At 38.9% G+C, this 13,273-nt stretch carries 13 protein-coding genes and 4 tRNA genes; 11 read left to right on the top strand and 6 right to left on the bottom strand.

All coding sequences use genetic code 11. The features are described from left to right. The first annotated feature begins 71 nt into the window (after positions 1 to 71). Positions 72 to 1,550 carry a sodium:solute symporter gene (locus PL_RS22160; RefSeq protein ID WP_041884461.1) on the top strand — a complete coding sequence of 493 codons (1,479 nt, stop codon included), beginning with the start codon at positions 72 to 74 and terminating at the stop codon, positions 1,548 to 1,550. Positions 1,551 to 1,569: 19 nt separating this feature from the next. Further along, a complete protein-coding gene (locus tag PL_RS22155) occupies positions 1,570 to 2,277 on the top strand; it encodes a TIGR00730 family Rossman fold protein (RefSeq protein WP_041884462.1) in 708 nt (235 codons plus the stop codon). A 20-nt stretch (positions 2,278 to 2,297) separates the two neighbouring features. On the opposite strand, the gene PL_RS22150 is transcribed toward PL_RS22155, so the two are convergent. Beyond that, positions 2,298 to 2,888 carry a DUF502 domain-containing protein gene (locus tag PL_RS22150; RefSeq protein WP_041884464.1) on the bottom strand — a complete coding sequence of 197 codons (591 nt, stop codon included), beginning with the start codon at positions 2,886 to 2,888 and terminating at the stop codon, positions 2,298 to 2,300. Between the two features lie 9 nt (positions 2,889 to 2,897). Continuing rightward, positions 2,898 to 5,357 (bottom strand): bifunctional UDP-N-acetylmuramoyl-tripeptide:D-alanyl-D-alanine ligase/alanine racemase, encoded by a 2,460-nt coding sequence (locus PL_RS22145; protein WP_041884466.1) that lies wholly within the window; start codon positions 5,355 to 5,357, stop codon positions 2,898 to 2,900. 159 nt (positions 5,358 to 5,516) lie between these two features. Here PL_RS22145 and PL_RS22140 point away from each other — a divergent pair, with 159 nt between their 5' ends. From PL_RS22140 to PL_RS22120, 5 genes are all read left to right on the top strand, one after another. Next, the gene (locus PL_RS22140) at positions 5,517 to 6,002 is read left to right on the top strand and encodes a regulatory protein RecX (protein WP_041884468.1); all 486 of its coding nucleotides are present in this window, start codon (positions 5,517 to 5,519) and stop codon (positions 6,000 to 6,002) included. Positions 6,003 to 6,139: 137 nt separating this feature from the next. Further along, positions 6,140 to 6,212 (top strand) — tRNA-Gly (locus tag PL_RS22135). 47 nt (positions 6,213 to 6,259) lie between these two features. Then, a tRNA-Leu gene (locus PL_RS22130) sits at positions 6,260 to 6,344 on the top strand. Positions 6,345 to 6,387: 43 nt separating this feature from the next. Continuing rightward, positions 6,388 to 6,460, top strand: a tRNA-Gly gene (locus PL_RS22125). A gap of 48 nt (positions 6,461 to 6,508) precedes the next feature. Beyond that, positions 6,509 to 6,593: transfer RNA gene (locus PL_RS22120), tRNA-Leu, on the top strand. Between the two features lie 64 nt (positions 6,594 to 6,657). Here PL_RS22120 and PL_RS22115 read toward each other — a convergent pair. The 4 genes from PL_RS22115 to PL_RS22100 form a co-directional block, all read right to left on the bottom strand. Then, positions 6,658 to 7,554, bottom strand: a complete 897-nt coding sequence (locus PL_RS22115; protein WP_041884470.1) for a hypothetical protein — start codon at positions 7,552 to 7,554, stop codon at positions 6,658 to 6,660. Positions 7,555 to 7,755: 201 nt separating this feature from the next. Then, positions 7,756 to 8,547, bottom strand: coding sequence for an alpha/beta hydrolase (locus tag PL_RS22110; protein WP_041884472.1), 792 nt, complete (start codon positions 8,545 to 8,547; stop codon positions 7,756 to 7,758). Between the two features lie 95 nt (positions 8,548 to 8,642). Beyond that, positions 8,643 to 9,503 (bottom strand): helix-turn-helix domain-containing protein, encoded by an 861-nt coding sequence (locus PL_RS22105; RefSeq protein WP_041884474.1) that lies wholly within the window; start codon positions 9,501 to 9,503, stop codon positions 8,643 to 8,645. Positions 9,504 to 9,736: 233 nt separating this feature from the next. Continuing rightward, positions 9,737 to 10,486 carry a sulfite exporter TauE/SafE family protein gene (locus tag PL_RS22100; protein ID WP_041884476.1) on the bottom strand — a complete coding sequence of 250 codons (750 nt, stop codon included), beginning with the start codon at positions 10,484 to 10,486 and terminating at the stop codon, positions 9,737 to 9,739. 203 nt (positions 10,487 to 10,689) lie between these two features. On the opposite strand from PL_RS22100, the gene PL_RS22095 reads away from it, so the two are divergent. The 4 genes from PL_RS22095 to PL_RS22080 all read left to right on the top strand — a co-directional run bounded on the left by PL_RS22095 (position 10,690) and on the right by PL_RS22080 (position 13,266). Beyond that, the gene (locus tag PL_RS22095) at positions 10,690 to 11,823 is read left to right on the top strand and encodes a serine hydrolase domain-containing protein (RefSeq protein WP_348620388.1); all 1,134 of its coding nucleotides are present in this window, start codon (positions 10,690 to 10,692) and stop codon (positions 11,821 to 11,823) included. 181 nt (positions 11,824 to 12,004) lie between these two features. Continuing rightward, complete coding sequence (locus PL_RS22090) at positions 12,005 to 12,337, top strand: ArsR/SmtB family transcription factor (protein ID WP_041884478.1); 333 nt, start codon at positions 12,005 to 12,007, stop codon at positions 12,335 to 12,337. Then, a complete protein-coding gene (locus PL_RS22085; RefSeq protein ID WP_041884481.1) occupies positions 12,327 to 12,815 on the top strand; it encodes an SRPBCC domain-containing protein in 489 nt (162 codons plus the stop codon). Before PL_RS22090 ends, PL_RS22085 begins: the two co-directional genes overlap by 11 nt. A gap of 97 nt (positions 12,816 to 12,912) precedes the next feature. Further along, entirely contained in the window at positions 12,913 to 13,266 is a 354-nt protein-coding gene (locus PL_RS22080; protein ID WP_041884555.1) for a nuclear transport factor 2 family protein, read from the top strand. Positions 13,267 to 13,273 lie beyond the last annotated feature (7 nt).

The raw sequence follows: 13,273 nt of genomic DNA, 5'->3' as shown, positions 1-13,273 counted from the left end.
TAAATTTTAAACAGGCTTTTGATTATTAGAGGATGAATTTCTTACATTTAGCTCCTAAAGTATAATTATATATGACTCCCGCCATACTTTTATCCTTTCTGTTAGGATATTTTGCCCTCTTAATAGGAGTAGCCTATTTCACCTCAAGAAACTCGTCTGACAACGCTTCGTTTTTTATTGCAAACCGCAATTCAAAATGGTATCTGGTAGCCTTTGGCATGATTGGAACAGCGCTTTCGGGGGTAACTTTTATCTCCGTACCTGGTGCTGTGGGTAAAAGTGAGTTTGGTTATTTTCAGTTCGTACTGGGAAATGCCGTGGGTTTTGTCATCATCGCTACTGTCCTGCTCCCACTTTATTACCGCATGAACCTGATTTCCATCTATACCTATCTGGAAAAAAGACTGGGTGCTTACAGCTATAAAACCGGAGCAGTCATTTTCCTGATTTCAAGAACTATCGGATCTGCTTTCAGATTATATCTGGTGGCAATTGTTTTGCAGAAATTCATTTTTGACGCGTGGAATGTCCCCTTCTGGCTCACTATAATTATCTGTCTGGTACTTATCTGGCTTTATACCCATAAGGGTGGTCTTAAAACTATTATCATCACTGATACCATGCAAACCGTATTTCTGCTATTATCAGTTGTGCTGTCTATTATCTTTATTTCAAAATCTCTCCATCTGGATATAGCCGGGACTTTCGAAGCCGTAAAAAACAGCAGTTATTCAAAAATATTCTTCTGGGAAGACTTCATGGGCAGCAAGTCGCACTTTCTCAAACAGTTTCTGGGCGGTATTTTCGTGACTATTGCAATGGTAGGTCTGGATCAGGATCTGATGCAGAAAAACCTGAGTATGAAAACCATAGGTGAGGCACAGAAAAATATGTTCACTTTTACAGGGGTATTTGTCATTATGAATATCTTTTTCCTGAGTGTAGGTGCTTTATTATATCTTTATGCCGCAAAAAATGGCATAGCAGTTGCTGACTTAAAAACACCAGATCATCTATACCCTGAGATTGCTTTAAACCATCTGAACATAATTCCGGGAATTATATTCATGCTGGGTTTAACTGCTGCAACGTTTGCCACTACGGATTCTGCGCTTACAGCACTGACCACTTCTTTTTGTGTAGATTTTCTGCATTTTGATAAAAAGGAAGATCAGAATGACCCTAAACTGGTTAACCAGCGACACTGGGTACATATAGGGTTTTCAGTTATTATGGTGGCTGTAATCCTGGTTTTTAAAATGATAAACGATGATTCGGTTGTGAATTCCATATTTACTGCAGCAGGATATACCTACGGCCCTCTGTTAGGCCTATTTGCCTTCGGGATGCTGACAAAGAGAGCTGTAACAGATAAATTAGTACCTTACCTGTGTATTGCATCCCCTGTGCTGTGTTTTATAATCAACACACACAGTATAAAATGGTTTGGTTATGCGATGAGCTTTGAGCTGATTGTGCTAAACGGTTTGATTACATTTATACTACTTTGGGTTACCGGAAAAAACACGGTTGACCGGACTAAATTTTAAAATATAAATAAGCATAATAATGACGAGTGAAGAGAAAATAAGAAGCGCGTTTGAAAACAAAAACTGGCAGGAGATCAAAGTAACCGACTCATGGCAGATCTTTAAAATAATGGCTGAGTTTGTAGACGGTTTTGAAAAACTGGCTAAGATTGGCCCTTGTGTATCTATTTTTGGTTCTGCAAGAACTGCTGAAACCAATAAGTATTACCAGATGGCAGTAGATTGCGGTAAATTACTTACTGACCGTGGCTATGGTGTAATTACAGGCGGTGGTCCGGGTATCATGGAAGCCGGTAATAAAGGTGCACATACTAACGGAGGAAAATCTGTAGGACTTAACATTGACCTGCCTTTTGAGCAGTTCCACAATAAATATGTTGACCATAATAAATTACTGCAATTTGATTACTTCTTCGTAAGAAAAGTAATGTTCATGAAATACTCGCAGGGATTTATCGTGTTGCCTGGCGGGATGGGAACAATGGATGAGTTATTTGAAGCAATCACTTTAATTCAGACTGGTAAAATTGCCCGTTTCCCGATTGTATTATTAGGTAAGGATTACTGGGGTGGTTTAATTGACTGGATCAAAAACACCATGCTGGAAAAAGAACATAATATCCATGCAGAAGATTTAAATCTGTTCCGTTTAGCAGATACTGCTGAAGAAGCAACAGAACATATCTTCAGATTCTATGATAAATACGTTCTGAAACCAAATTTCTAGATCTTAAATGTAAGCAGGGGTTAGATATGACTAACCCCTCCTGATACAACTAATTTCATTGCATCAGCCGCATTCATTTTCAATTCTTTGATCTTGTCTTTAGAGACAACACAAACCTGTCCAGCAAAAGAGTAGGAAAAAGGAAAATAAACCACACAATCTCCCGGCAAACCAATTGACGACAGATCATTTTGTGTTAAAAATCCAATTCTTTTAATATCAGCAGTGATCTCCACCAAAACAGGGTGGTTAAATTTCTTTTCGTCCCCAACAAATGCCTCGGTAAGATCTTTAATCGAAGAATAGATAAAATTTAACCCAGGTAATCTGTTCATCCAGCGGTTGAACCAGTTATACATGGGTTCTGTCACAAAATTTGTCACAAATATTCCCGCCATCAGAATTAAGGCAATAACCAGCGCAAGGCCTAAACCCGGAATATTTCTGCTTTCTCCTGTTCTTGGATCAACACCTAAAATATTATTCACGTTTAACCAGCTATCGACCGTAGTCACAGCCCAGATTACTATATAAATACTTAACGCTATAGGCAATACAATCAATAACCCTTTAATCAGGTAATTTAACAGTGCCTTCCCAATCCTATTCATAACACAAAACTACTCATAAAAATATATGCGTTTTACCCTTTGAGAGATATTTGTTAAAATCTCGTACGGAATCGTATTAATCTGTTTCGCTAAATCAGTAACAGTTAGCTCATGATTAAAGATAATAACCTCATCTCCGATCTTAGCATCCAGCCCGGTCACATCCAGCATGCACATATCCATCGCTATTGTACCGATTACAGGGGCTGGTTTACCATTGACCAGCATTTTCCCTACGCCGTTACCAAATGATCTGCGGTAGCCATCTGCATAACCGATTTTGATCGTTGCTGTAGTACCTCCTTCCGGTAAAACTCCCCACCTGCCGTAACCAATAGTATCGTTTGGTCCAACTGTTTTAATCTGTGTAATGGTCGTTTTTAAGACCCCTACCGGACGTAAGCCACTCGTATCTTTTAATCCGCTGTCATACCCATACAATCCTATACCTATTCTGACCATATCCAGCTGTGCTTCGGGATGTCTGGTAATAGCCGAAGTATTGGAAATATGTCTGATGAAATCATAATCCAGTTTTTCCCTTATCCTGGAACTGAGATGAAGATATGTTTTAAGCTGATAACCGGTAAACTCATCATGCTGTTCATCTTCACTGGCTGCCAGATGAGAAAATGCAGAAACAACTTTAATCTTTCTGGTCTGAGTCAGTAAAGGCAGTAGTTCCGGTAAATCGGGTTCTTCAAATCCAAGACGATGCATACCACTGTCAATTTTAATATGTACCGGGTAAGCTTCCTCTGTATCAGGTAAAAAAGCTATAAAAGCTTTCAGAATATCAATGTTATAGAGTTCAGGTTCCAGTTTATAGCTCAGAATTGCTTCAAAAGCAAAAGGTTCTGGGCTCATGACCATGATTGGCAGTGTGATCCCGGCTTTTCTTAAGGCAATTCCTTCATCTGTATATGCAACGGCGAGATAATCCACTTTATGGTACTGCAACAGATTGGCAATCTCGAAACTCCCGCTCCCGTAAGAGAAAGCTTTTACCATAGCCATAACTTTCACTCCTGGTTTAAGCTTTGATTTATAGAATTTCAGATTACTGACCAGTGCATTTAAATCAATCTCCAGGACAGTTCCATGAACTTTCTGTGTAAGCAGTTTACTGATCCTTTCAAACTCAAATCTCCTGGCACCTTTAACTAAAATAGTTTCATTGTTAAACGGGATAGCAGGAAATTTCTCTATGAATTCTTCTGTACTTTGGTAGAATGCTTTTGGCAGATCAAACTGTGCGGCAAACGAGGAAATATGTTCGCCTATACCGATCAGTCTGTTAATCTGTTTTTGCTTTAGCAAAACCGAAATTTCATGATAAAGCTCTGCATCGGCCTTCCCCGTCTGCAGCAGATCAGATAAAATCAGTGTTTTTGTGGGATGCTGGTTTTGCTGATTCAAAAAATCAAGAGCTATAGCCAGCGAAGAAATGTCAGCACTATATGAATCATCAATGATAGAGCATTGATTGATTCCATTTTTTAATTCCAGACGCATATTTACGGCCGTCAGTCTTTCTAAACGAAGTCCTGCCTGCTCCGGAGTATACCCCATAGCTAATAAAGCCGCCCAGCAGATTATTCCGTTCTCTATCGAGGCACGGTCGCTAAAAGGAAGCAGGCATTCGATCTCTTCCTGCTTATAAAAGGCTTTGATATAACTTTTCCCATTGATGGGTTTCACCAGCAGAACAGACAAATCGGCATTGCCTTTTGTGCTCCAGGAAAATTTATGCGCTCCGGGCAGATCAGCCGAAGCTATTGCACCAGTGTAATCAGGAGAATAAATCAGCAGATCGACACCTGTAAACAACTTTAGTTTCTCTTTCAGCTTTTCCTGAGGCGATGCGAAACCTTCAGCATGGGCCTCTCCTATATTTGTCAGAATACCAATCTGAGGTTGTATAATCTCTGTCAGTTTCTGCATTTCATCTTTTCTGGAAATACCGGCTTCAAAGATACCAAGATTGTGTTCCTTACCAATCTGCCAGACAGATAAGGGTACACCTAATTGAGAATTAAAGCTTTTTGGGCTTCTTACAATATTAAAGTCTGCTGATAACAGCTGGTATAACCATTCTTTAACAATAGTTTTCCCATTGCTTCCTGTAATGGCTATAACCTCGAGGTCAAATTTGCTGCGGTGATCTGCTGCAATCTTTTGTAAAGCGGCCTGGACATCATTCACCAACAAAAAATTAGCATCAGGAAATGATTGCTGGTATGCAGGATTACTGATAACGAAGTTTTTAATGCCATTGGCATAGGCCTCGCCTATAAATTCATGTCCGTCGCGTAATGCTGCTATCGCAAAAAACAAAGAGGTTTCCGGACTGATCACTGCACGACTATCTATAAGCAGGCTATTAATTAAAGCAGAATGTTTTGCTTCGAAGGATTTTACATTTAAAAGTTCAGCAAGCTGCTGAATGGTATAACTCATTTCACTCATGGACCCGGATACTAATAATCAGGGGTAAAGTTAATCTTTTATCAGAGCCTGTTTAAGTTTAGCTTATAAAATTGTTTATCGCTTATTTTTTAAACAGGCTCTGAGAATAATGCGGATATTTGTACTAGCAGCAATAAATAGCTGCTGGTACAAAAAGCATTGGAAAAAGAATATTCAAAACCCGCACTGGATAAAAGAACGGCTTTGGTTAAGGCCGAAAGTTATTGTGCTTACCAGGAACGTGCGCAACAGGAAATCAGAAATAAACTTTATGACTGGGGATTAAAACCTGATGAAGTCGAAGAAGTCATCACTGAACTCATCATGAATAACTTTCTGAATGAAGAAAGATTCGCTATGTCTTATGTCTCCGGCAAATTTAACATCAAGAAATGGGGCAAGATTAAGATCAAACAGGGGCTCAAACTGAAAAAGATCCCGGAAAAGATGATTTTAAAGGCGCTAAATACGATCGATTACGACGATTATTTAAAAACTATCCTTGCTGCGGCTGAAAAAAAATCAGCTGTTTTAACTGAAAAGGATCCTTATAAAAGAAAATACAAGCTGATCAGCTATCTCATGACGAAGGGCTTTGAAAATAATTTAATTTCTGAAGTACTGAATGACAATAACTTATGCTAATACCTGTTTTTTTTATTAAAAATAACTTGACAGTAATATAAAAGTCCTTATATTTGCAATCCCAAACGGAAACAAGGTATACAGTTTTAAGCCTTGCAAAGTTCAGGAATCCATCGGATGATGTGATTAAAACCAATGCGAAAGTAGCTCAGTTGGTAGAGCACGACCTTGCCAAGGTCGGGGTCGCGAGTTCGAATCTCGTCTTTCGCTCTAAATGTCTTCTTTACCGGAAGCGTTTATTTAAAAGGTTAACACCTGCTCAGATGGTGGAACTGGTAGACACGCAGGACTTAAAATCCTGTGACCTTAAAAGTCGTGCGGGTTCGATTCCCGCTCTGAGTACTAACTGTATAAAGTTATACAGAACCGATAATATCATACCAATGCGAAAGTAGCTCAGTTGGTAGAGCACGACCTTGCCAAGGTCGGGGTCGCGAGTTCGAATCTCGTCTTTCGCTCTAAAGCCTTCTTTATGAAGGTTTTTATATTTACAAGGTTTAACACCTGCTCAGATGGTGGAACTGGTAGACACGCAGGACTTAAAATCCTGTGACCTTAAAAGTCGTGCGGGTTCGATTCCCGCTCTGAGTACTGAAAATAAAAATCCTGCAGATAATTATCTGCAGGATTTTTTGTTAATCTGTTAACCTATATCCTATCTTGGAGTAGTAGCTACACTGACTCTGCAGTTCATTCTATTTTTAAGCTGAGCTTTAACTTCTGCCGGTATCTCAGCTGTAATGGTAACAGGAAGTCTTTGAATAATCTTCACAAAATTACCACTCTGCGTATCGGGTGAAGTAAGCACAAATCCATTCTCTTCATTTTTCTCCTTGCTGATCTCTGATACTTTACCTGAAAGACTAAGTTCAGGAAATTCATCTACAACAACTTTAACGAGCTGTCCTTTAAGCAAATGCTGTATCTGATCTGATTTAAAACGGGCAATAATATTGACCGTACCGATTCCATCTGTTTCTTTGATATCAAGATAAGCATCATCTGTGTATTCAAAGTTCCCGGAGATTGTTGGAATAATCCGGCTCTGCAACAAAATCCCTGACCATTGTTTTAGGAAATCTGCTGAAAATTTAGCCGTTTTTACTGAAACCATAACTACATGTCTGCAGGTTTTCCCATCTGTGATGTAAACAATGCTGGAAATGGGTGCCTTGTCAGATTTAAACTTCCTGTTTTCTATACTGAGCAGTTTATAAGTTACAGGACCATTCTTTTTTTCTGCAAGAACCTTAAAATTAGTACCATTCGCATTTGATAAGTCAGCAACAAATTTAATACTATCCAGGCTCTTTGTACTTTTTATAATGTCTTCATTAACTATTCCAACCATTTCCTGCCAGCTTTCCTTCCCCTGATCCTTAAGGTACCATGCCTGATGGCGTTTAGAAAAATCTGTCTGGATGGATAACGACTGATCAAGCTTCCACTGAGCTGTTTCAGGCCACTGTATAACTATATCTTCCCTATTTGACTGAGCTTTGGCTAATCCAAAACTCAACACTAAAATGTTTAATGCAAGGATCTTTTTCATTTAAATATAATTGCCAAGACCAAATGTCCGAAAATATCAGGTATATATTTGGTGCTAATTCGAAGTAGAATGTACGCAGATAAAATAAGTAAAGGCTAAATAAAGCCGTTATATTCCAAACAAAATGTCCGGATTAATATTCCGGACATTTTGTTTGGAAGAGGATTATAAATTTCCAGATACTAATCTAAAGTTGACAGGCTATTTGCCAGATACTTCTTTCGCTGCCTGAATGATCACAGCGGCTACCTTTTCTGGCTGGGAAACATAAACAGCGTGGCTGCCTTTAATCTCAGTAACTTTAGTATTGGAACGTTTGTACATCTTGCGCTGAACATCTGGTTGTATGCTCTTATCATCAGTTGCGACAATACCGAAAGCTGGTTTCTTTCTCCATGCTGCATCAGTGATAGGTGTTACAAAACATTTGGCATAAAATGCCCCTTGTGACGCATACATAAAACCTGCTTCTGCTTTACTCAGATCACCACAGAATCCGGCGTGGAACTTTCCTTTGTCATAATAAACAATTCCCTTTTCATTCGGAGGCAACACACCATTTTCTGGTGCAGGAGGAGCAGTCTGGAACCATTGAAGTGCTGTTTCGCCGTTGTCTGGCTGGAAAGCGGCAATATAAACCAGTCCTGCAACTTTTGGATGATTACCAGCCTGAGTGATTACAGCTCCTCCCCAGGAATGTCCTGCAAGTATAGTTGGCCCATCCTGATTATCCAATACCAGTTTTGTTGCTGCTACATCATCTTCCAGTGAAGATAATGGGTTTTGCACGATCGTAACATGGTAGCCTTGTTTAGTAAGCGATTCATAAACGCCTTTATAGCCTGACCCATCTGCAAATGCTCCATGTACCAGTACTACATTCTTTATTTCCTGTGCCTGAGTCTTTGTTACTGCTCCTGTTACAATGGACAAAGCTACTGTTGCAGCAAGTACACTGCTTTTCAAAATGTTTTTTAATGTCTGCTTTTTCATAATCTTGATTGTTGAGAGTTTAGTTTGAATCAACAATACAAAGTTGCGATGAAAACCAGACAAAGACCATTAACCAATGTCCCGTTTTGTTGTAGTTATTTCCCTTCCTTCCCAGATTGTACCGAACTTCTGAAGTCTGAAGGCGAAGAGCCGGCGTTCTTTTTGAAAAAATTAGAAAAATAGGATACATCCTCAAATCCGAGCTCAAAAGTAATATGCTTTATAGATTTGTCCGTATACGATAAAAGTCTTTTGGCTTCAATAGTTATCCTTTCCTGTATAATCTGAGAAGGTCTTTTCTGGTTAAAGATCGCAAAAAGATTGGATAGCGTTTTAGGCGACTTATAAAGTCGCTGAGCATAGTAACTAACAGAATGTTCTGATCTGAAATGTCCTTCAACCAGAAGATTAAATTTTCGGATAATATGAAATCTGGAATCTTCCAGTTTTTTGGCAGGTACATATCCCAGTTTTGCCAGTTGGGTCACATAAATAATCAGTCTCTTTAACAGGATCAGCATCATCTCATTTTGGATCTGATCTGAAGTCTTAAATTCTTCAGCAAAGATTTCGGATAATAAAATCAGCTTTTTGCTGGCCTGATCATTTAACTTAATCAGCAAATGGTCAGTACTGCTAAATAGAAAACCAACACAGCTCACCTCACTATCATGGTCGATAATGCAGTAAAATTCCCGGTTGAACTGCCATACCACGAGCGAAGATGAATCCCTAAAACTAAAAGTCTGGTTGAACAAAAGCGTCAATAAGGTATTTGCCGGGAATTCATGCTCAACACCATCAATAATAACGATCTGGTTTTCCGATGGATTCCATACTATAGTAAAATACTTATTATACTGATCTCTGGTAAAAGACAACCTGTCAAAACCTGGTTCTTCTCTGAAGAAAAACAATTCTCCTCCAGTGTTTTCATCTCTTAATTTAAGTTTCATACGGTATGTCAGTTCAGTAAGAATCCGGCCTATAACTGTTTGTTATTGATTAGACCAAAATACAAAAATGCGGTAAAATATTTTTGTTTATCAAATATCTCTGGTCTCCATAACCATAAGAGGCCCGGCAAGATTTTATCCCACAGTTTTTTACATACGACAGATCAGAAGAAGTATCTCTGTGTAAATAACCCTGTAGGAATTTACTATAGTATTCGATTCTTCCTGATCTTTTAAAGATATACTCGTATAAAAAATATTGCCGTTATAACGAAATTAAAAATAATGACTGACATCCGCAGTTTAACAGGATTCATCTGTTTCGTATATCTTGCCCCAAAGTAACCACCCAATATCGTTGCTATCAGCATCACACAGGTCTCAGACCAGGCCACTTTTCCTGCAATAATAAACAGTACCACAGCTATTGCATTAGCTATACCAACAAACAAGGTCTTATTGGCATTGATCACTTTAATATCAGAAAGGCCAAATAAGCTCCACATTGCCATCATCATAATTCCAACCGCTCCACCAAAATAACCGCCATAAATTCCCAGCAGAAATTGCCCGCTAAGTACGATACCACTTCCTATATGGATCTTTCTTCGCAGCTGATTCCCCAGTTGTTTGCCGAAAGCAAAGGCCATTGCCCCTGTTAACAGCAGCCAGGGAACAATCACAGTAAAACTTGCAGAAGTAGTATGTAATAACAACAATGCTCCTGTACAGCCACCTGCAAATGTCAAAACAATCATCAGCTTCATCGAAACATCAGGAAAAGGCCTGATATATTCTTTAAATTCCCAGGCACTGACAAGGCTAGCCGGAAACAAAGCTGCTGTGCTTGAGGCATTAGCTGAAACAGCAGGTACACCTGCATATAACAATGCAGGAAAAGTAATAAATGAGCCACCCCCAGCCACAGCATTCATTGCTCCTGCCAGCATTCCTATAAAGAAAAGTAGGGTTAAATTATACATATCCTGCGTATTAAGAGTTTCAAAATACCAATAGTAAAGGTACCAGAAGGATGGCAACAATTTCGATCTCAGTTTTACATCTTTTAATGGACACAGTTATCTAATGATCATATAAATTAATTCAGGCATAACATAAGGGTAAATCAACCTGAAGGTGTCATTTGATAAAATCCTGATATTATTACCATTAAAACGAGAAAAAAATGACTTCAAAAAAAACTGGCTTTTGGCTGATTACAGCTCTGTTAATGATTACCCTGAGCTGCAAGAAAACTACACAGACAACACCCCAAAAAAATCACAAAGACTTTCATGAAATTGAAAATTATCTGCAAACACTAATTGATACAGGCAATGTTCCAGGCATCGCAATAGCGATTACAAGCGGGCAGGACATTGTTTACAGCAAAGGATTTGGGGTTACCAATGTACAAACCAAAGAAAAATTAGAACCATGGCACAATTTTCACATTGCCTCCATATCCAAAACATTTACTGCAGCTGCAGTAATGCAGCTTGCAGAAAAAGGTAAACTTGACATTAATAAGCCCTTAACTACCTATCTGCCCTATTTCCGGCTGAATGATGGACGTTACCAAACAATCACGATTAAGCAAATGCTCAATCATACCTCGGGAATGCCAGACGTCCAAAACTATGAATGGGAGAAAGCTATCGAAGATGAAGGGGCAGCAGAAAGATATACCCGAAGCCTGGCTGATCAAAAAATGATTAGTGATCCGGGAGCAGAATTCCATTATAGTAATATAGCATACGATGTCATGGGAGATTTAATTGCAAAAGTTTCCGGCATGCCGTTTGAAAAATATGTCAAAGAAAATATCCTGAACCCATTAGAAATGAACCAGTCCAGTTTTTATTTCCCGGAAGTCAAAAATAATCCACGTACCTCACCTCATACCAATAAGCCACCGGTAGTAAGTTCAGTATATCCCTACAATAGAATGCACTCACCCAGTTCTACTTTAAACACAAACATTCAGGAATTATCACATTGGGCAATTGCCAATCTCAATCAGGGGCAATATAAAAACAAACAGATTATTTCTCCTGCCACCTATACGATGATGATAACACCAACATTTAGCGTAGACCCTACTATAAAAGCATCCGTAGGATTAAGCTGGTTTATGTATCCTTATAAAGGAATGATGAACTATACACATGATGGAGGAGATGTGGGTTACAGAAGCGTACTGACATTGATTCCAGAAAAGAAACTGGGAATTATTTTATTAAGCAATACTGATCAAATTGATATTCAGTTCGTACATGATAAAATACGTGATATTTTACTCTCAATGAATGGAATATAATCTTCGGATAAACAAATTACTATTCCTCCAAATTATAATAAAAGCCGAAGGGGTTCGAACCCTTCGGCTTCTTTTCATCCCGATAAATCTGACAATCTACACAGAAAATCATTTAAAATTACAACTTTATTTGCGCAAGTAAATACTTGCGCTTATATTTGCAAGCACTTACTTGCATATCATGAAAGCCAGACGAGACGTATACCAGGCAATAGCCGATCCAACCCGCAGAGAAATTATCAATCTTATTGCTGCACAGCCATATAATGTAAATTCTATTGCTGAAAAATTTGACATGACCAGACAGGCAGTTTCCCTTCATGTGAAAATACTTGTCGACTGCGGGCTGATTACAATCAAACAAAACGGAAGAGACAGATTTTGTGAGGCACAGCTGGATCAGCTCAATGAAGTATCCGGATGGATAGAACAATCCAGAAAACTATGGGTCAGAAGATTTGAAAAATTAGATAAATATTTAGAGGAAGTAAAAACCAAAAGCGATGAAAAATAATAAAGAAGAACTCTTGATTACGCATCTGTTTGATGCTCCACGTGAATTAGTATTTGGAGCCTGGACAAACCCCGACCAGCTAAACCATTGGTATGCCCCGGACGGATGTACCATAGAATTTAAAACCATAGAGGTAAAAGAAGGTGGAGGGTTCCACTCCTGTATTCATGATCCCATCCATGGAGATTGCTGGATCAAAGGAATTTATCAGGAAGTAACATTTCCGGAGAAACTGGTTTTCTCTATGATTCTTACCAATGAATATGGAGACACCGTTAACGCTGCCGAAGCAGGAAAACCGGAAGACTGGCCACAGGCTATAGTGACCACAGTTACCTTTGATGCTATCGGTAAACAAACCAAAGTCACCCTGCACCAAACCGTTGCAGAAGCTGAAGCCAGAAAAACAGGCGCTTTACAAAGCTGGTTTAAAATGTTTGACCGTCTGAATCTGTTGTTACTTTCTAATCAGTCTTAAGTTTATGAAAACAACTTCTTTATGCAGGGCTTTAATACTGCCCTGCCTGATTCTGATTTCCTTTACCAATTCCGTTAAATCTCAGCAGATAAAACACATGAGCACGAACAAAAACACCGTGATCAAATACATGGAAGGCTTTAATGCCACCGATCACGCTAAAATAACCTCCTGTTTAACTGAAGATGTAACCTGGGAATTACCAGGCGTATATCTTCATCAGGGTAAGGCTGCCTTTGATAAAGAAATAGAAAACGAAGCTTTTACAGGCAGCCCTGTCATCAGAGTCAGCCGGATGATAGAAGAAAATAACGTAGTTATCGCTGAAGGAACAGTCCGGGCAAAAAAGAAGGACGGAACTATCCTTAACCTGGTTTTCTGTGATATCTTTGAAATGGAAAACGGATTAATCAGAAAACTAACCAGTTATCTGATGACCAAACAGCCATAAACTCAAT

This window comes from Pedobacter lusitanus, assembly GCF_040026395.1.
GTDB classification, from domain to species: Bacteria; Bacteroidota; Bacteroidia; order Sphingobacteriales; family Sphingobacteriaceae; genus Pedobacter; species Pedobacter lusitanus.
The sequence above is the reverse complement of the archived record's forward strand: the minus strand, read 5'-3'. Positions and strand labels throughout refer to the sequence as shown.